We start from the raw sequence: 18,637 nt of genomic DNA, 5'->3' as shown, positions 1-18,637 counted from the left end.
GCGTGCTGGGCGTGCGAATCAGGGCAACGAGGTGGACGTATGCGGTGCTGCCCGCTCATGCGGGGGTGGCCGCCGGGCCGACCAGTTCTTCGAGGACGTCCTCCATGGTCACGTACCCGATGACCGCGCCCGCCCCGCCGGTGACGGCCGCCAGGTGACTGCCGGCGGCGCGCAGCGCGGTGAGGGTGTCGTCCAGCGGGGTGTCGATGCGGACACGGGTCACGGGGTGCAGCGCGGCGCTCGGGAAGGGCTTGTCGCGCTCGGCCACGCCCAGGGTGTCCTTGATGTGCAGATAGCCGAGGACGGCTCCGGTGGGGCCGGTGACCGGAAAGCGGGAGAACTTGGCGGCGGCCGCGGCGCGCTCCAGCCCTGCCGGGGTGACCGTGTGGGCGACGGTGTGCATCCTCTGGACGGGTACGACGATCTCACCGACCGGCCGTGTGCCCAGCTCCAGGGCGTCGCGCAGCCGCTCGCCGTCCGCGGGCGACAGCAGGCCGGCCGCGCTGGAGTCCTCCACCATGCGGGCGAGCTCGTCGTCCGTGAAGACGGACTCGACCTCGTCCTTCGGATCCACCTTCAGCAGCCGCAGCAGGGTGTTGGCGAAGGCGTTGATGGAGAACACCAGCGGGCGCAGGGCGCGGGTCAGGGCGACCAGAGGCGGGCCGAGCAGCAGCGCGGTCTTCGTGGGCGCGGCCAGCGCGATGTTCTTGGGGATCATCTCGCCGATCAGCATGTGGGCGTAGGTGGCCGCGGTGAGCGCGATCACGAAGGCGACGGGATGGACCAGGGCGTGCGGCACATGAGCCGCCGCGAAGCCCGGCTCCAGCAGATGGGCGATCGCGGGTTCGGCGACCGCGCCGAGCACCAGCGAGGACGCTGTGATGCCGAGCTGGGCGGTGGCCATCATCTGCGAGATGTGCTCCAGGCCCCACAGGGTGATGCGGGCCCGGGTGTCGCCCTGGCGGGCGGCCGGTTCGATCTGGCTGCGGCGTACGGAGATCAGGGCGAACTCGGCCCCGACGAAGAACGCGTTGGTCAGCAGGGTCAGAGCGCCGATCAAGAGCTGCACGGTGGTCATCGGGCCTCCTCCAGCTCCTTCTGCGCTTGCGCTCGCAGGTGCTCTTGCGGTTGTTGCGGGAGGCGGGCGGGCTCGGTGATGTGCACCCGGTCGGCGCGGTGATGCTCGACTTCCAGGACGTCCAGCCGCCATCCGTCCACGTCGACCGTGTCGCCCTCGGCGGGGATACGGGCCAGGCGGGTGGCGATCAGGCCGGCGATGGTCTCGTACGGGCCCTCGGGCGCGATCAGCCCTATGGCCACGAGCTGATCTATCCGTACGCTGCCCTCGGCCTCCCAGCTCGCGCGGCCGTCCTCGGTCGCGGGAGCGGGCGACAGGTCGGGGCTCTCCAGCGGGTCGTGCTCGTCGCGCACCTCGCCGACGACCTCCTCGACGATGTCCTCCACTGTGGCGACGCCTGCCGTGCCGCCGTACTCGTCAATGACGACGGCCATGGTGCGCTCGGCGCGCATCCGCTCCAGCAGCCGGTCGGCCGGGAGGCTGTCGGGCACCAGCAGCGGCGGGGTGGCGAGCACCGTGACCGGGGTGGTCGTCCGCTCGCCCGCCGGCAGGGCGAGCACATCGCGGATGTGGACGGTCCCGATGACCTCGTCGAGGCTGTGGCGGTAGACGGGGAAGCGGGACAGTCCGGTGGCGAGGGTGAGGTTGGCGGCGTCGGCGGCCGTGGCGTGTGCTTCGAGTGCGACGACGTCCACGCGCGGTGTCATCACGTTCTCGGCGGACAGCTCGCCCAGGTGGATGGTCCGTACGAACAGCTGGGCGGAGTCCTCCTCCAGTGCCCCCCGGCGCGCGGAGTGCTCGGCCAGTGCCACGAGCTCCTGGGGGGAGCGGGCCGAGGCCAGCTCCTCGGCCGGCTCCAGGCCGAAACGGCGTACGAAGCGGTTCGCGGTGTGGTTCAAATGCCGGATGAACGGCGCGAACGCGGCGGTGAAGCCGCGCTGCGGCCCCGCCACCACCTTGGCGACCCCGAGCGGATGCGTGATGGCCCAGTTCTTCGGGACCAGCTCACCGACCACCATCAGCACCACCGTGGACACGGCGACGCCCAGCACGGTTGCCACGGAGGAGGCCGCGCTGCCCAGCCCGATCGCTTCGAGCGGACCACGCAGCAGGGCGGCCAGCGACGGCTCGGCGAGCATGCCGATCACCAGCGAGGTGACGGTGATGCCGAGCTGGGCCCCGGACAGCTGGAAGGTCAGCTTGCGCACGGCCTTCAGGGCGCGTTCGGCACCCCGCTCGCCCGCCTCGGCGGCACGCTCCAGCTCGCCGCGCTCGACGGTGGTCAGGGAGAACTCGGCCGCGACGAACAACGCGCAGGCCAGCGTCAGAGCCAGAGCCAGGAACAGCAGCAGGACTTCGGTCACCGTGCCACCCCCGGTTCCTCGCTCACATGACGCGGGCAGGCGGTGGCACGGCCGGTACTGGGAGGTTCACCCATCGCGGGTCCGTAGCTCCTTCTCATACGCGGAAGACAGTGGGATCAGAAGCGGCGTGCTTCTACACACACTGTAAAGGAATGGCAAACGAGCCCGGGAGTTCGCCGAGGACAGCGCCGATGCCGTGGTACCGGCTGCCGCACCCCACGCGGCCAGTCCCACTGTGGTGAAGGCGGGCGGCCACACGCGTGCCGTGGGGGCCGGTCCGAGCAGGGCAGCGACCCGGCGCGGCACCGGGCCCGCGGCCGCGAAACCCGCGAGCGTCGCGATGGGGGCGCCGCGCGAGACCAGCGCGGCCTTGCCGATCGCCCGGGCCACGGTGCGCCGGTTGCCGACCACCCCGCCGCATCCTCGTCCGCCCACCGCTCCGCGGCGTAGATCACTGCGGTACGCAGCGGTCGCAGAAACGGATTGGCCCGCGCCGCCAGCTGCACGGCCAGCAGGAACCGGTGCGGGTTGCCGGGCAGTTGCGCGGTACCGACCACCATCAGCAGCGCGCTGCACACCGCGAGCACGGCGGCGACCACGGTCAGCAGCCACGTGGCGGTGCGCGGATGAAGATGTTGCTCGGCCAGGCGCGCGATCGGCCATGCGCTCAAGGGCAGTACGAGCGGCAGGAAGACGAAGAGACCCCCATGCGGTCAGTCTTCCGCTTCGTCGGCCGTCTGGGCCAGTAGGTCGCGCAGCAGCCGCTCGTCCCCGGGGGGAAGAGCGGTCACGAAGCTGGCCAGGACGGCCTCCCGGTCCGTCTCCGCGTCCAGCACCTTCCGCATCCGCAGAGCGGCCAGTCCGGCCTCGTCCGCGGTCGGCGTCCACTCGAAGGACCGGCCGGTCCGCTCGCGGGCGACCGCGCCTTTGGCGTGGAGCCGGGTCAGGATGGTGATCACGGTGGTGTACGCCAGATCGCCGCCGAGCCGCGCCTGCACCCAGGCGGCGTTCACCGGCCCCGGCGCCTCGCGCAACGCGGCCAGCACCTGCGCCTCCAGCTCACCCTGCCCGCGCCGGCGGGGATGCTGCGCGGCACCGCTCCTGCTCCGGTCCGTCATGCCGTCTCGCTCCCGCCTGGTGACCCCGCGTACCCCCGCAGGGCGGTTCATCGTACGGTGCCGGAGGGCGACGGCTCGGCCCATGGCGGGAGCGTACGCAGCAGTGCGGCGCGCTTCCGGATGAGGTCGATCTGCGCCCCCCCCCGGTGAATTTTGAGGTTTGCTTCGAACGCTGAGCGCCGTGTCTGCGGTAGCGCAGTGTCGGCGCGTCGACGAGAACGCCGTCGGCCGATGCGGACGCCGCCATGAGGAGGCCGGTGTCCTCCATACCGTGGAGTGCCGACCAGCCGCCGAGGGCGAGCAGAAGCGAGCGCCGCCACATCACCCCGGCGGGATGGACGGGGAGTCGGCGGTCGGGAGCGCCGGCGGTCCATTGATCCAGCAGTACGCCACGGGGCAGCACGCCGGCCGATACCGGCAGAGCGTGGTCGTGCAGGAGCCCGTCGGGCATGAGGTCTCTGGCGTGGCCCACGACGAAGCCCGCGCCCGGATGAGCGGTGAGCGCGTCGACCAGCAGGGAGAGGGCGCCGGGCTCGAACTCGTCGTCGGCGTCGATGTTCTGCACGAGCGGTGCCGTCGCCCGGCCGAGGGCGACGTTACGTGTGACGGCCGGGCCCTCGGCAGTGCCGTGCGCCGCGATGAACACGCGCCGGTCATCCGCGGCGCCACATGCGCGCAGGACGTCGAGGACCGCCTGCGGGGGCCCGTCGATCTGCACCAGCCAGGCCCATGCGGAATGGCTCTGCTCGCGCAGCGACTGCCAGGCGAGGGGCAGGAAGGCGGCGTAGGGGCCGTGCACCGCCGTCACCACATCCACCCGCATGATCGAATGATATGGCCGCGCGGTGAGCGGGGTCGTGGTAGGCACGTGGTGGTAGGCACAGGGGGACGACCAAGCCCGGGGGGATCATCGTGGAAGCGGCGCCGCACATCGCACGACTGGAGCAGGTGTCGGCTTCGGACTCGCGTGAACTGGACCGGGTCTGCGAGGAAGTCGCCACCGCGCTGTTCGAGGGGGACGCGGAGCCCCCGTTCACCGTGGACTCGGCCGACTTCGCCTCGGACCCCTACCTGATCTGTGCCGATCGCTACTGGCGACTGCGTTTCCTGGACCGGCCGAGCATTCGCACGGCCGCCGCCTGCTCCGCATGGCTCGTCGCCCACGTCTCCCGGGACCACCGCACCGAGGTGCTGGAGAAGTGGAGCCTGGGCTACGCGTTCATCACCAAGGACAGCGTCGAATCCACCCTGGAACTCTCCCGGGCAGTGGAGGAGATCGTCGGCCACGACACCGCCGCCGGCGACACCGCGTACTTCGCGACGCTGTACCACGCGGGCAAGCTGCGCTCGAACTTCTGGTTCGACGAGCTCCACCAGTTCCTGGACGCCTCACTCCTCGCTCTCGCGGCCGGGGTGCACCGGCAGGCACCGCTGTTCACCGCGCTGCGTTCCTTCGCTGCTTTCGGCAGCCGGGCCATCACCGCGGAACACGCGACCGGACTCCTCGACCAGGCGTGGACCTCTCCGGAGCGCACCCGCCACGTCGTGGACATCTGCCTCAACGGCATCCAGGCCGCAGCCCCCTTCGACGGCCACGGAGAACTGCTGCGCGACCGGTCCGCCGAAGCCGTGCGCGACCACCCGCTCGACCACATCTTCCACTTCCGCCTGGCCTCCGGGCAGCACATGGTCCGCGACCACGATGCCGCCCTGGACAGCATCAACACCGCCCTGCGTCACCTCCCCGCGCTGGGAAGCCGCGGCAGCCACAAGCTTCTTCAGGAGCAGTACCTCGCCAAGCGCGACGCGATCCTCGAAGGCCGCCTGCGCGCCGCGCTCGACGCCGAGCACGCGCAGCGCCTGGCCGACCAGGAGGACCGGCACGGGCAGCGCTGGGAACAGCTCGAAGGCGAACTGCGCCGCCGCGGCGAAGAGCAGGAAAGGGCACAGCGCGAGAGCCAGGAGACCGCACGCGCCAACCACGTCCGCTCGGTCGAACTCGTCGCGGTCTTCACCTCCGCCATCGCGTTCGCCGTCGGCAGCCTCCAGGTCACCCTCACCGGCTCCTTCTCCCTGCGCGACCGACTCGCCCTCATCGGCGCCTGGGGCGCGGGCCACGTGCTCTTCGCCCTCCTGGTCATCGGGGGCACCTGGCTGATCACCCGCCCGCGCCGATAGCCGGCCGCACACGCGTAGCCGGCCGTATACGCGCGGAAGCGCACGAACGGTACCGCCGCCGCGGTGACCGCTCGTGCGCTCCTGCGCGCCCGTCGGGAGACGGGTGTCAGCTCTTGGGCAGCGGATAGCTCCGCGACGCGGGCGCCTCGCGGGCCGGCTCCACGGTCACCAGTCCGCCCGCGGCCTGCTTGGCCGGCTTCTGGATGAAGGACTGGTACGTGGACGGCTTGGCGCGGTCCGAGAAGTCGAACGACACGCCCAGCACCGTGAGCTTGGACTGCTTGCGGTGCGCCGCGGCGATGCCTTCCCGCGTGAGGTCCTTGGCCTTGCAGGCGGCCTTCAGGTCCTCACCGAGGACGCTGATCGCGTTCCAGCCGCTGACGACACCCGCGTCGAGCGGAGCACTCGGATACTTCGCCCGGTAGTCCTTGGCCAGCTTCTGGACCTCCGCGGTCTCGGAGCTGAACGACGGGGCGGCACTCACCACGTAGAGCTGCTTCTCCAGGGCCGGGCCGACCGGGGTGGCGAGCAACTGCGGGGCGAAGCCGGGGGCGTTGCTGAGCACCGGCACGGCGAACCCCTGCGCCGCCGCCGTGCCGACCAGGGCCGCCGACTGCTTGGGGCCGGCGCTGATGAGGACCGCCTTGACCCCGGCCTGCTTGAGGGCGGTGACCTGTGCGGTCAGATCCTGATCGGTCGGCTTGATCTTCTGCCCGACGATGCCCAGCTTGCGCTGCTTGGCCGCGTACGTCGCTCCCGCGAGGCCGTTCTCCCCGTACTCGCCCTCGAAGTAGACGTGGCCGATCTTGTCGCCGGGCTTCAGCTTGGCCTTGCGGACGACGAAGTCGACGCCGTTGATCATGTCGATGTCGTACGTGGACCCGACCACCTGGACGTACTGGTGGCCCAGCAGCGTGGAGGCCCACCCCATCGGCAGCGTCAGCAGGTGCTTGGCCTCGATCTCCTGCTGCAGCGAGGCCACCACGGGCGAACCGACCACCTGGGAGAGGGCGGCCACACTCGGCTCGGTCTCGGTGAACGCGGACACGGCCTTCTGCACGTCGTAGCCGTGGTCCTTGACGGTGATCCGGACGTCACGGCCGCAGACGCCGCCGGCGGCGTTGAGCTGGTCGGCGTAGAGCTGCTGCGCGTTGACGATGCTCTTGCCGAGCGAGGCGTACGGTCCGGTGAGGTCGGTCAGCGCGCCCAGGGTGATGGTCGTGTCCGTCACTCCGGGGCCTGTCTTGATGCCGTCACTGCCGGCCTTGTTCTCTGCGGTACCGCTCTTGGTGGTGCAGGCCGTGGCGCTCAGGGCGAGCACCGCGAGGACGGCTGCGGCCGGGACGATTCTGGGGTGTCTCACGGGGTGTGCTCCTTCGGGAGGGTGCCTTCGACGCCCTGGGGGTCGGAGGTGGTGCGGCGGGGGCGGAGGGAGAAGCGGCGGGGGCTGAGGGAGAAGCGCCAGGTGCCGCGAGTGCCGTCGCCGGGGCGGCGCGGCCGTTTGTGGGCCAGGCCGGCCAGGCCGCCCGGCGCGAAGACCAGGACGAGGACGATCGCGGCGCCGTAGAGATAGCGCGCGGCGTCGCCGGGCGTCACGCCCGATCCGGCGGTCCCGGGAGCGGTGAGCAGCGGCAGGTGGTCGGCGTACTTGGTGAGGAGATGCGGGATCAGGGCGACGAAGACGGCTCCCGCGACGGAGCCGCCGACCGATCCCAGGCCGCCGATCACGATCATCGCGAGGTAGTCGATGGAGAGCAGCAGACCGAAGTGGTCGGGGACGACGCGCTTGAAGACCAGGGCCAGCAGGGCACCGGCGGCGCCCGCGTACATCGAGGAGACGATGAACGCCGAGGCGCGGTAGCGGGTGAGCGGAACTCCCATGACGGCCGCGGCGACCTCGCTGTCCCGGATGGCCGCCAGGGCGCGGCCGGGACGACCGCGCAGCAGGTTGCGCGCGGCCAGCCAGGCCACGGCCACCATCACCAGGCCGACGTACCACAGCCGTTCCAGTCCGCCGAACGGGACGCCGAGCACGGCGAGCCCCTCGGGCGAGGAGTCGGTGAAGGAGAACCCGAAGATCTCCAGCGCCGGGACGGAGCGGCCGTTGAAACCACCGGTGACGTCCTGCGCGTTGAGCATCACGTGGTGGCCGAGGAAGACCAGGGCGAGGGTGGCGATGCCCAGGTACATGCCGCGCAGGCGGCCGGAGATGGGACTGAACAGCCCTCCCGCCGCCCCCGCCAGAACGACCGCGAGAACGAGGGCGAGCAGCGGCGGCAGTCCGAGCCCGTACAGCCGGCCGGAGCCGGTGCCGGACGGTTCGGCGGCCAGCCACACATAGCCGTACGCACCGACGGCGAGGAAGAACGCGTGGCCGAGGGAGAGCTGGCCGGTGGTTCCGGAGAGCAGGTTCAGTCCGAGGGCGCCGATGACGGCGGCCATGGCGAACAGGCCGGTCTGCAGCCAGAACGACGAGACGTAGAAGGGCAGGACCAGCAGGAGCAGGACGCAGCCGGCTGCGATGCCGGCCCGGGAGGCGCGCCCGGTCCGCCGGCCCGCAGCGGCTCCGGACCCTTCGGGGGAGGGCGCCGCCATGGTGGCCGGCGGGGGCGGGGGCGGCGGGGAGGTGTCGGGTGACAGGGTGTCAGACACGGGTCAACTCCTTCGATCCGAGGAGACCGTTCGGCCGGACCAGCAGCACGAGCACCATCACCAGGTAGGGGGCCACGTCCGAGATCCCGGAGCCCAGGGCGCTCAGCTCACTCTGATAACCGGCGGCCATCGCCGCGGTCAGGCCGATCACGAGACTCCCCAGGAGTGCGCCGGCGGCCGAGTCCATTCCGCCGAGGATGGCGGCGGGGAAGGCACTCAGAGCGATCTGACTGGTCGTACGGTCCAGGCCGGGGGCGGGAAACGCGGCCAGGAACACCGCCGCGACAGCCGCCAGCGCCCCGGCCACGCACCAGGCGATGAGCCGGACGCGGTCCAGTCGTATCCCCATCAGCGCGGCGGCCTCCGCGTCGGCGGCGGCCGCCCGCATGGACAGGCCCCAGCGGGACCAGCGGAACGCCGCGAAGAACACGCCGATGACCGCGACCGCCACCACGATGCTCGCGAGCCGGGCGTCGGCGACGGTGATGTCCCCGAGCCGTGTCACGTCGGCGCCCCACGGGTCGCCCATACCGAGGTAGTCGGCCCCCACCCGCCTGTTCAGTTCGGTGTTGAGCAGGACGTCCACGCCGATCGTCAGGATCGTCAGCGTGTGGATCTCCGCGCCGCGCAGACCGCGGGTGGCCAGCAGTTGCACCAGCCCCGCGAGCCCCGCCGCGAGCGCGGCGCCGACCAGCACGGCCGGCAGGAAGCCGATGCTCTCGTGCAGCCGGGCCACGACGTAGCCGCCGAACAGCAGCAGGGAGCCGTGGGCGAAGTTCATGACGCCGGACGCCTTGAAGATCACGACGAAGCCCAGGGCTATCAGCGCGTACACCGAGCCCAGCGCCAGCCCGTTGAGGACCGTTTCGGCCAGCTTGATCACAGGTGCTTCCCTTCGTCCTGGGCGTCGTCGCCGGCATGGCCGACAGGTGCGTCGTCGCCGACATCGCCGGCAGGTGCGTCCTCGCCGTCCTGGGCGGGAGTGCCGAGGTAGGCGTTGATGACCGCCGGGTCGCGCTGGACGCGTTCGGGCGGCCCGTCGGCGATCAGTCGGCCGAAGTCGAGCACGGTCACGGAATCGGCGATCCGCATGATCAGCCCCATGTCGTGCTCGACGATGAGGATCGAGATGCCCAGGGCGTCCCGGACCTTGGCGATGGTCTCGGCCATGGCCACCCGCTCGGTGGGATGCATCCCGGCGACGGGTTCGTCCAGCAGCAGCAGCCTGGGCTCCATGCACAGCGCGCGCGCCATCTCGACCCGCTTGCGGTCGCCGTACGGGAGTGAGCCCACCGGCTTGTCGAAGGCGGGGCCCAGGCCGAGGAAGTCCGCGATCTCCGCCGCGCGCTCCCGGTGGCGGCGCTGCTCCCGTACGGTCCTGGGCAGTCGCAGCGCGGACGCGGCGAATCCCGCACGGGTCAGGCCGTGGCGGCCGAGCATGAGGTTGTCGGCGACGGTTCCGTGGGTGAGCACGATGTTCTGGAAGGTGCGGGCCACGCCGAGCCGGGCAATGCGGTGCGGTGCCAGCCGGGTGAGGTCCCTGCCCGCGTACCGGACGGCGCCGGCCGTGGCGCGGTACACCCCGGACACGACGTTGAAGCAGGTCGACTTCCCGGCGCCGTTGGGCCCGATGAGGGCGTGGATCGTGCCGGGGGCCACGGTGAACGAGACGGTGTCGAGGGCGACGAGGCCGGAGAAACGTACGGTCAGCGCGTCGACCGTGAGGGCCGGCACCGGCTCGGTCTCCTCGTCCGGTCCCGTCTCCGGGCCCGGAGCGCGCGTCTCCGTCACGGCGTCGGTGCTCATCCGCGCCACCTGCTCAGCTCGGTCAGTCCCGGCCCGGCCGCGGAAGCGGACCCGGACGCGGCGCCGGCCATGACGGTCTCGCTCTCGCCCAGGTACAGGCGCCGCACCTCGTCCGTGCCGGCCAGGTCGGCCGACGCCCCCTCCAGCCGCACCTGTCCGACGTCCAGTACCGAGGCACGGTCGGACAGCGCCAGGGCCAGGGCGGCGTTCTGCTCCACGAGCAGGATCGACGTACCCTGCGCGTTGATCTCGCGGATGATCGACGCGATGCGCTGGACCATGAGCGGCGCCAGGCCCAGTGAGGGTTCGTCGAGCAGCAGCAGCCGGGGGCCGGCCATCAGCGCGCGGCCCATCGCGAGCATCTGCTGTTCGCCTCCGGACAGCAGGCCGGCGGCCTGCCGCCGCCGCTCGGCGAGTACGGGGAACAGCGCGAACACGCGCTCGCGGGCCGCCTGCCGCTCCGCGCCGCCGCTGCCGCGGGCCCCCAGGAACCCGGCCCGCAGGTTGTCCTCCACCGACAGGGAGCCGAAGATCCTGCGCCCCTCGGGTACTTGCACCACTCCGGCGGCCACGGTCCACGCGGCACCGCCGGTCAGCCGTACGCCGTCGAAGTGCACGGTGCCGCTGTCCACCGTGCCCCGATGGAGCGCGAGGGTCCCGGAGACCGCCCGCAGCAGCGTGGTCTTGCCCGCTCCGTTGGATCCCAGAACGGCAACGATCCGGCCCTGCGGGACATCGAGCGACACCCCGTGCAGCGCCCGGACGGACCGTCCGTAGCTCACGTGGAGATCACTGATCCGAAGGGATCCGGCTTCCGCCGGTGGAGGGCTCATGGGGGTCTCCTCGCAGAAAAACGCAGACGAGCGGGCCGGACTGGGCGCTACGAGAACACGGCCCGGACACCGGGTCCATAGCGGTACGGCGAGCCGCTGTCCGCTCCCAGACGGGAGGCGCCCGGCTTGTGAGGGCACACAACCGGCAAGGCCTACTGGCCGGAAACATCACGGTTTGGCTGAGACCTCGCCCTTGCATAAGCAACTGCTTAGCATGGGGCCCCCGTCCACCTGGAGGGCACCATGCACCACAGTTCCGTCCCCGGCAGCGTTCGCCTGCGCGGCCATGACGTAGCCGTCAGCGCTCCACTGCCCGACCGCGCCGCGGATCCCACTCCCCTCCAGCTCTTCGACCGCGCGTGCCGGCGCCTGCTGTCGCACGGCCCGGACTTCACGGACGACATCGTGGCGAAGATCCGCGCCGAGGTGCCGTACTACGCCGACCCGGTGCTCGCGCCGCCCGACGTGCGCAGGAGCGTGGGCGTCGGCGTCCGCCACGGGCTGGAGGCCGGCATCGACCCGGGCAGACTCGTGGACGTCGAGCGGTACACCAGAGAGCTGGGCATGCGGCGCGCGGAACAGGGCCGTCCCCTCGACGAGGTGCTGCACGCCTTCCGGGTCGCCGGCTCCGAGGTCTGGAGCGAGATCATCAGCGTGGTGGAGCGGGAGGGGCTCGGCGACGCGGGCCAACTGGTGCACGTCGCCGAACTGGTGTGGAAGAGCAACGACCGCGACGCCGTCCTCGTCGCCGACGCCTACCGGCAGGTCGCCCAGGGCGTGGCCAGCCGGCACGGTGAACGCGTCCGGCTGATCCTCGCCGCCCTGCTGGAGACCCGCAACGACGCCGAGTTCACCCGGAACGCGGCGGCGATCCTCGATCTGCCGCTGGAGGGACGCTTCGCGGTGGCGGTGGTGGCGCCGGCACCGCCGTACGGCCGCGTGCCACGGACCGCCCCGGAGATCCCCGGCATCCGGATCCTGCGGCACGCCCGCGGGCACCACGATGTGCTCGTCGCCCACCTCGGCGACCGCCCCCTGGACACGCTCGCCACCGCTCTGCACACCGGTCCCGGATTCCGTGCCGGGATCAGTACCGTCGTCCACGGCCTGGAGAACCTGGCCCGCGCACGCGACATGGCCGGACTCGCCCTGCGCACCTGCCGGGCCGACGGTGAGGTCGCCCGGCTCGACGCCCGCCTGCCCGACGGGCTGCTGATCTCGCGGCCCGACCTGTCCGCCGAACTGGCCCACGGGGTGCTGCGCCCCATGTACGACCTGGAACCCGCCGACCGCGACACCCTGTTCGAGACCATCGGCATCTGGATCGAGAACGGTGGCTCCGCCGTCCAGGCCGCCCGGCAGATGCTCTGCCACCGCAACACCGTGCTCAACCGCCTCCGCCGCTTCGAGCAGATCACCGGCCTCGCGCTCACCCGTCCCCGCGATCTGGTGCGGCTCACCCTCGCCCTCGACGCCCACCGCCTGCTCGGGCCGGCCGCCGTACTGGGCACCACCGCCGCGCGCGGCGGCACCGACGAACACAGCCGCCCGCCGGCCGCGCGGGAGTCAACTTGACCCGGTCCTGAAGGACCGGGCTTGGAGGTAGCGCCCAACTGGCTGCTGGGTTGGCTCCTCCGTCCAGACACTCCTACGGAGTGGCAGGGACGCGTGACTCACGCCCCGCAGTCCACACGGTCTCGCCCTTGCGGCCGATGTTGTGGGACGCGTTGTCGTCCGCGTGCATGAGGGCCCCGCAGGACCGGCAGGCGAACGTCGCTTGTGACTGGCGGTTGCGCCGGTCGATGTGACCGCACTCGGAGCATTGCTGGCTGGTGTACGCCGGATCGACATACACCAGCGGCACTCCGGCCCGCTTGGCCTTGTACTCGATGTACTGGCCAAGCTGGTGGAAGCTCCACGAATGCAGGGGAGTCCGCTGGTCCTTGCGGAGCCGTACCCGGCTGCGGATGCCCGTGAGGTCTTCGAGGGCGATACCGGAGCCGGTGCGTTCAGCGGTGGTGACGATGGTCTTGGAGACGATGTGGTTGACGTTGGCGGTGTGCCGGGCTTCCTTCCGGGCGCGCTTCTTGAGGAGGCGCTTCCCCGAGCACATCCGCAAGTACCTGTGGGGCGCGCACTTCTGGTCCCCGTCCTACTTCGCGGCCTCCTGTGGCCGCGCACCGCTCGCGGTGGTGAAGGAGTACATCGAGAACCAGAAGCGCCCCGACTGAGGTCAACAGTGCGGACCCGTGCCCCTGGTGCGGGTCAGAGCAGTCCAGAGAAGCGATTCCTCCCGGGCCTGAAGGCCCTGGTTCCTCGCTAGATCCCGCTGAATGGGCATCAGCACAGCCACCCGCGCCAGGCATTGGGAGCCGACAACGGCGTGGGTTCAGCGCATGGACGGGCCGGGGCGCGGGTGCTCTGGTGAGCCTCGCACCAGAGGCGATCCGCCCACGTCCGCGCCCGCCAGGAGACCGCTATGGCCCACCCGCACGCCCCGCTGATTCACCATCGCCCAAGGCCTCATCGCCCAGGCCGGTCCTTCGCCGTGGTCAACGGATCGACCTTCGCCGTGCATCTGCTGCTGGCGTGCTCCGCCGCCGACTTCATGGCCACCCGGGTCTGGGGGGAGACCACCGTCGGCGTGCTGGCGCTCCTCCTCCAGAGCGCCCTGCTGGTGGGGACGGCGGTGCGGTACGACCGCCACGCGGACGACCGTCTCGCGCCGCAGGAGCACGACCGGGAGCAGCGGGAGCAGCAGGAGCGGGGGGAGTACAGATGACTCCGGAGATCCTGCTCGCCGCACCCGGCGCCCTGGACCGGGACACCCGCGGCCTGGTGCTCGTGGGCTTCCTGACGTTCATCGTCCCCATCCTGTTCATCTGCGTCCTCAGCGGCCCCGAGCGGGACCGGGTCAACGACTTCTACACAGCGGGCCGCACGCTCTCGCCCCTGCGCGGAGCCCTCGTCCTGTCCGGCGTCTACCTGTCCGCCGCCACGGTGCTCGGCACGACCGGAAGCGTCGCGGTCTTCGGCTACGACGGGCTGTTCATCGCCCTGTGCACCGTGCTGTCGCTGGGCGTGCTCCTGCTGCTGTCCGTCCCGCTGCGCGAGCGCGCCGGCTACACCCTCGGCGACACCTTCGCCCTGCGGGCTCCCGGGCCGGCGGTGCGGACCGCGGTCGCCGTCGTGACGCTGAGCGCGTGCGTCCCGTACCTGGTCGTGCAGCTCTCCGGCGCGGGCGTGACCACCACGGCGCTGCTGGGACTGTCCGGGCCGGGCGCCGAACAGTCGGCCATCATCATGATCGGCTCGCTGGTCGTGCTCGCCACGGTGTTCGGCGGCATGCGGGGCACGATCGCGATTCAGGTGATCAAGACAGTGGTGCTGCTCGCCGCGGCGCTGGCGGTGACAGCCGTGCTGCTGTACCGCTTCCACTGGAGCACCGACTCCCTGATCGACGCCGCCGGACAGGGCAGCGGCCGGCCCGACGGCTATATGCGTCCCGGGCTGCGGTTCGCCGCCGGAACCGAGCCGGAGAGCACGCTCGACTTCATCGGACTGATGGTCACGATCGTGCTGGGAGTGGCCTGCCTGCCGCATGTCGCCATGCAGCTCAGCACGGCTCCCAACGCGGCGATCGCGCGCCGCACCGTGCGCCACACCATCGTCATCGTCGGCGGCTTCTGCCTCACCACCGCGCTGATGGGCCTCGCGGCCGCCGCGCTGATCGGCGCGCCGGCGATCATGGGCGCGGATCCGGGAGGCAACAGCACGCTGCTGATGCTCACCGGCGAATTGGCGGGCGGCTCGTCCACCGGCACGAGCGGGGCGCTGCTCGTCGTGCTGGTCGCCTCCGCGGTGTTCCTCACCACGCTGGCCGTCGTCGCGAGTATCACCCTGGCGGCCGCGGGAGCCATCGCCCACGACCTGTACACGCATGTACTGCGCCGCGGGCGCACCACCGAGGGCCGCGAGGTGGCCGCCGCACGCTGGGCGTCCGCCGCGGTGGGCGTCCTGAGCATCGGACTGGCGGTCTGGGTGCAGGGCTGGAACGTCCTGTTCCTGTCGGCCCTCTCGCTGGCGGTGGCTGCCTCCTGTCTGCTGCCGGCACTGGTGTACTCGCTCTTCTGGCGCGGCTACACCCGGGCCGGCCTGCTCTGGACGCTGTACGGCGGCCTGGCCGGCGCCGTCGGACTCCAGATCTCCGGCCCGGTCTTCTCCGGCTCGCCCCTGGCGCTCTTCCCGGACTGGGACCTCGACTGGTTCCCGCTCCAGACGGTCGTGCTCGTCTCGATGCCCGCCGCGTTCCTGCTCGGGTGGCTGGGCAGCGTCGCGGGCAGGCGGCGGGCGGCCCGGCCCGAGGCGCGATATCCGTATGAGGCGGTACCTCCCCGCTGAGGCGGTATCTCCCCGCTCGGTGCGGGCAGGGATCGGACCATGCCCATGCTCGTCGGAACCTCGGGATGGCAGTACAAGGACTGGCGCGGCGGTCTCTACCCGCCGCGGCAGCCGCAGCGGCTGTGGCTGGAGGAGTACGCCCGGCACTTCGCCACGGTGGAGAACAACAACGCCTTCTACCGCCTCCCGACGACGGAGATCTTCGCCTCCTGGCGCGCGCGCACACCGGAGGGCTTCGTCATGGCGGTCAAGGCCAGCCGCTATCTGACCCATCTCAAGCGCCTGCGCGACCCCGAGGAGCCGGTGCGCCGGCTGATGGACCGCACCGAGGGCCTGGGCGACCGCCTGGGACCCGTCCTGCTGCAACTGCCGCCCAACTTCCGGGCGGACACCGGCGCGCTGGACGCCTGCCTCGGCTGCTTCCCCCGTACGGTCCGGGTGGCCGTCGAGCTCCGCCACACCTCGTGGTGGGAGGCGGAGCGGGAACTCCGGGCGGTGCTGGAACGGCACGGCAGCGCGCTGTGCTGCGCGGACCGGGGCTCCCGCCCGGTGACGCCGCTGTGGCGTACGGCCTCCTGGGGGTACGTACGGTTCCACGGCGGCCTCGCCGAGCCGGCGCCGCGCTACGGCCGCCAGGCGCTGAGGTCCTGGGCCCGGCGGATCGCCGACGCCTGGCCGGACGAGGACGACGTGTACGTGTACTTCAACAACGACCAGGGCTGCGCGGCCGTCGCGGACGCCGCGCACTTCGCCCGGACGGCGACCGCGCTTGGCCGCACGGTCAGCCGTACCCCGCCGCCGCCGGGCGCGGCGCGGTCCCCGTCCTGAGCGGGACCTCGCGGCGGCCTGTACGGGGGTGTCGGCGTGCGTACCCTGGAGCTGTACGAGTCGTACGGCCGCGTCGGCCGCCGCCCTCGCGGATCCGGGTGTCTGTCTCCCCTGGCTGGGGGTGAACCACTGTGCTGTTCACCGATCGGGCGGACGCCGGACGGCGTCTTGCCGAAGCACTGCGCCATCTCGCCACGGAGGAACCCGTCGTCCTCGGGCTGCCCCGCGGCGGCGTACCGGTGGCGTACCACGTGGCGCATGTTCTCGGCGCTCCCCTCGATGTGATCGTGGTCCGCAAACTCGGTGTCCCCTACCACCGCGAGCTGGGGTTCGGCGCCATCGGCGAGGGCGGGGTGCGCGTCATCAGCGACGACATCGTCCGCCGCAGCGGGGTCCGGCAGGCCGACCTCGCCGCCGTCGAGCACGACGAGGAGGCCGAACTCCTGCGGCGGGCCCGGCGGTTCCGGTCCGGCCGGCCGCGGCTCTCGCTCGACGGCCGGACGGTGATCGTGGTGGACGACGGGATCGCCACCGGCGCCACCGCCGCGGCCGCGTGCGAGGTGGTACGGGCGCAGGGCGCCGCGCGCGTGGTGCTGGCCGTGCCGGTGGCGCCGCCGGACGCGGTCGCCCGGCTGCGCACCGAGGCGGACGAGGTGGTGTGCCTGTCGACGCCGGTCGCGTTCTCGGCCGTCGGCGAGTGGTACCAGGACTTCACCCAGACCTCCGACGAGGAGGTCATGTTCCTGCTGGCGCAGGCCGCGACCGCCCCCGTGACCCGTACGCCCGCGGTGGGCCCCGGAACCGAGAGCGAGGTGGAGGTGGCCGCGGGTGGCCTGCGGCTGGCCGGTGACCTCACCGTGCCCGAGGGGGCCGCGGCGGTCGTGATGTTCGCCCACGGGTCGGGCAGCAGCCGCCACAGCCCGCGCAACCGCCTGGTGGCGGCCGCGCTGAACCGGGCGGGCCTGGGCACCCTGCTCTTCGACCTGCTCACCACGGCGGAGGAGGCCGACCGGGCGAACGTCTTCGACATCGAGACCCTGGCCGGGCGGCTGGCGGACGCCACCGCCTGGCTGCGCCGCCGCCAGGCCCTCCCCGTGGGGTACTTCGGGGCGAGCACCGGTGCGGCGGCGGCGCTGTGGGCGGCCGCGGATCCAGGCGCGGACATAGCCGCCGTGGTGTCCCGGGGCGGCCGTCCCGACCTCGCGGGGCCGCGCCTCACCGGCGTACGGGCGCCCACGCTGCTCATCGTGGGCGGGCGGGACGCGATGGTGCTCGACCTCAACCGGGTGGCCCAGCGGCAGCTGCGCTGCGAGAACAGGCTGGAGGTCGTCCCGGGGGCGACGCATCTCTTCGAGGAACCGGGCGCGCTGGACGAGGTCGCCGACCTGGCCCGCGACTGGTTCGCCGCCCACCTGGCGACCCCAGCCCCCGGCTGACCCCACCCCCCCCGGGGGCGGGCCGGCCGCTCCTGGGCCGGGCACCGCGGCTGGTGAGCGCCCCCGGGCAGGTGCTGACCGAAAGCCCGGCCTGCTGGGCACCTGCGGTCGGGTGCCGCGCGCCCGGCACGGTTGACCGGGCCCAGTGCTGACCGGGTGGGCGCGCCAGGGTGCCCCACGCCGCGCCGCGGCGGGCAGAGTGGCCGGCCGGGGCCGGCAAAGGCGGGCTGCCGCGCCGTTCGCTGGGCCGTTCGAGGGGTTCTTGGGCCGGATGGGCCAGGGACGGTGGCCTTCCGGGGACAACCACTGTCATGAGCGCAACGCGCCTCGCCCCGCCGCTGCGTACCGCGTGCCGGTACGCGGTGCCCACGTGGGTGGTGCTGGTCGCGCTCCTCCTCACCCTCCTCGGTACGTCCGTCCCCGGTACCGCCGCCGCCCAGGCGGCCCCGCCTCCCGCGCCCACTGCCCCCGCCGAACCCGCGGGCGAGGGGCAGGGCGACGGGTCCGACACCGAGCTGCGGGCCCCCGGGCGTGGCGGAGCCCGGCCCGGCGGCAGTCCGCCGCGCGGTACCGGCCCCGACCCCGGGGTCGTACGTACGTACGAACGGCCGTACCCCGGCGCCGCCGACGTCCCCGCCCCCGCGCCACGCGGGGTGCGCTGCGTGGTCCTGCGCTGCTGACTGGGCCCGCCGGGCCCTCGGACCGCCCGTCACCAGCCACGCACCCCACGCACCGATCACACCGACGCAAGGACACAGCCATGCCCATTGACCCCTTCGCCGCCCTGAACGCCATGCTGCGCGCCGAAGCCAGCAGGTCCGCCCCGACGGCGGCCCCCTCGGCGGCCGAGCCGGAACAGACCTCGAAGAGCTCGAAGACCCGGCAGGCCCCGTCGGCCCCGCCCGTCCCGTCACGGAAGGAGACGCGCGAGAACCAGGCCTGA

Annotated in this window: 17 protein-coding genes and 3 pseudogenes; 9 read left to right on the top strand and 11 right to left on the bottom strand. The window is 72.3% G+C overall.

Annotated features, from left to right (window positions below; genetic code table 11):
* Window positions 1-55: 55 nt before the first annotated feature.
* From ACWV17_RS04365 to ACWV17_RS04345, 5 genes and pseudogenes are all read right to left on the bottom strand, one after another.
* Window positions 56-1,078 (bottom strand): hemolysin family protein, encoded by a 1,023-nt coding sequence (locus tag ACWV17_RS04365; RefSeq protein ID WP_455358535.1) that lies wholly within the window; start codon window positions 1,076-1,078, stop codon window positions 56-58.
* Window positions 1,075-2,442, bottom strand: a complete 1,368-nt coding sequence (locus ACWV17_RS04360; protein ID WP_455358534.1) for a hemolysin family protein — start codon at window positions 2,440-2,442, stop codon at window positions 1,075-1,077. Before ACWV17_RS04360 ends, ACWV17_RS04365 begins: the two co-directional genes overlap by 4 nt.
* A 66-nt stretch (window positions 2,443-2,508) precedes the next feature.
* Window positions 2,509-3,131 (bottom strand): annotated as a pseudogene (locus ACWV17_RS04355) (hypothetical protein).
* A gap of 24 nt (window positions 3,132-3,155) precedes the next feature.
* Entirely contained in the window at window positions 3,156-3,560 is a 405-nt protein-coding gene (locus ACWV17_RS04350) for a BlaI/MecI/CopY family transcriptional regulator (protein ID WP_455358533.1), read from the bottom strand.
* Complete coding sequence (locus ACWV17_RS04345) at window positions 3,502-4,383, bottom strand: glycosyltransferase family 2 protein (RefSeq protein ID WP_455358532.1); 882 nt, start codon at window positions 4,381-4,383, stop codon at window positions 3,502-3,504. Before ACWV17_RS04345 ends, ACWV17_RS04350 begins: the two co-directional genes overlap by 59 nt.
* 89 nt (window positions 4,384-4,472) lie before the next feature.
* On the opposite strand from ACWV17_RS04345, the gene ACWV17_RS04340 reads away from it, so the two are divergent.
* Complete coding sequence (locus ACWV17_RS04340; RefSeq protein WP_455358531.1) at window positions 4,473-5,738, top strand: hypothetical protein; 1,266 nt, start codon at window positions 4,473-4,475, stop codon at window positions 5,736-5,738.
* Window positions 5,739-5,844: 106 nt separating this feature from the next.
* On the opposite strand, the gene ACWV17_RS04335 is transcribed toward ACWV17_RS04340, so the two are convergent.
* From ACWV17_RS04335 to ACWV17_RS04315, 5 genes are read right to left on the bottom strand one after another with little or no spacing between them, the layout of a single operon-like run.
* Entirely contained in the window at window positions 5,845-7,101 is a 1,257-nt protein-coding gene (locus ACWV17_RS04335; protein WP_455356166.1) for an ABC transporter substrate-binding protein, read from the bottom strand.
* Window positions 7,098-8,333 (bottom strand): branched-chain amino acid ABC transporter permease, encoded by a 1,236-nt coding sequence (locus ACWV17_RS04330; protein WP_455358556.1) that lies wholly within the window; start codon window positions 8,331-8,333, stop codon window positions 7,098-7,100. The genes ACWV17_RS04335 and ACWV17_RS04330 overlap by 4 nt, the downstream gene beginning before the upstream one ends.
* Window positions 8,334-8,382: 49 nt before the next feature.
* Window positions 8,383-9,273, bottom strand: coding sequence for a branched-chain amino acid ABC transporter permease (locus tag ACWV17_RS04325; protein ID WP_455356167.1), 891 nt, complete (start codon window positions 9,271-9,273; stop codon window positions 8,383-8,385).
* Window positions 9,270-10,196 (bottom strand): ABC transporter ATP-binding protein, encoded by a 927-nt coding sequence (locus tag ACWV17_RS04320; RefSeq protein ID WP_455358530.1) that lies wholly within the window; start codon window positions 10,194-10,196, stop codon window positions 9,270-9,272. Before ACWV17_RS04320 ends, ACWV17_RS04325 begins: the two co-directional genes overlap by 4 nt.
* Complete coding sequence (locus ACWV17_RS04315) at window positions 10,193-11,029, bottom strand: ABC transporter ATP-binding protein (RefSeq protein ID WP_455358529.1); 837 nt, start codon at window positions 11,027-11,029, stop codon at window positions 10,193-10,195. The genes ACWV17_RS04320 and ACWV17_RS04315 overlap by 4 nt, the downstream gene beginning before the upstream one ends.
* A 243-nt stretch (window positions 11,030-11,272) precedes the next feature.
* Here ACWV17_RS04315 and ACWV17_RS04310 point away from each other — a divergent pair, with 243 nt between their 5' ends.
* Entirely contained in the window at window positions 11,273-12,604 is a 1,332-nt protein-coding gene (locus ACWV17_RS04310; RefSeq protein WP_455358528.1) for a PucR family transcriptional regulator, read from the top strand.
* A 73-nt stretch (window positions 12,605-12,677) separates the two neighbouring features.
* Here ACWV17_RS04310 and ACWV17_RS04305 read toward each other — a convergent pair.
* Window positions 12,678-13,136: pseudogene (locus ACWV17_RS04305) on the bottom strand (RNA-guided endonuclease InsQ/TnpB family protein); the annotation flags it as partial.
* Window positions 13,137-13,164: 28 nt separating this feature from the next.
* On the opposite strand from ACWV17_RS04305, the pseudogene ACWV17_RS04300 reads away from it, so the two are divergent.
* From ACWV17_RS04300 to ACWV17_RS04270, 7 genes and pseudogenes are all read left to right on the top strand, one after another.
* Window positions 13,165-13,260: pseudogene (locus tag ACWV17_RS04300) on the top strand (transposase); the annotation flags it as partial.
* Window positions 13,261-13,577: 317 nt separating this feature from the next.
* The gene (locus tag ACWV17_RS04295; RefSeq protein ID WP_455358527.1) at window positions 13,578-13,811 is read left to right on the top strand and encodes a DUF485 domain-containing protein; all 234 of its coding nucleotides are present in this window, start codon (window positions 13,578-13,580) and stop codon (window positions 13,809-13,811) included.
* Complete coding sequence (locus tag ACWV17_RS04290; protein ID WP_455358526.1) at window positions 13,808-15,430, top strand: sodium/solute symporter; 1,623 nt, start codon at window positions 13,808-13,810, stop codon at window positions 15,428-15,430. The genes ACWV17_RS04295 and ACWV17_RS04290 overlap by 4 nt, the downstream gene beginning before the upstream one ends.
* Before the next feature lie 39 nt (window positions 15,431-15,469).
* The gene (locus tag ACWV17_RS04285) at window positions 15,470-16,258 is read left to right on the top strand and encodes a DUF72 domain-containing protein (RefSeq protein ID WP_455358525.1); all 789 of its coding nucleotides are present in this window, start codon (window positions 15,470-15,472) and stop codon (window positions 16,256-16,258) included.
* A 131-nt stretch (window positions 16,259-16,389) separates the two neighbouring features.
* A complete protein-coding gene (locus ACWV17_RS04280) occupies window positions 16,390-17,694 on the top strand; it encodes an alpha/beta family hydrolase (RefSeq protein WP_455358524.1) in 1,305 nt (434 codons plus the stop codon).
* Between the two features lie 311 nt (window positions 17,695-18,005).
* Window positions 18,006-18,374, top strand: a complete 369-nt coding sequence (locus ACWV17_RS04275) for a hypothetical protein (RefSeq protein WP_455358523.1) — start codon at window positions 18,006-18,008, stop codon at window positions 18,372-18,374.
* A gap of 80 nt (window positions 18,375-18,454) precedes the next feature.
* The gene (locus tag ACWV17_RS04270; protein WP_455358522.1) at window positions 18,455-18,637 is read left to right on the top strand and encodes a hypothetical protein; all 183 of its coding nucleotides are present in this window, start codon (window positions 18,455-18,457) and stop codon (window positions 18,635-18,637) included.

This window comes from Streptomyces mabaensis, assembly GCF_053763515.1.
This window is presented reverse-complemented; position numbering and strand designations above follow the sequence as displayed.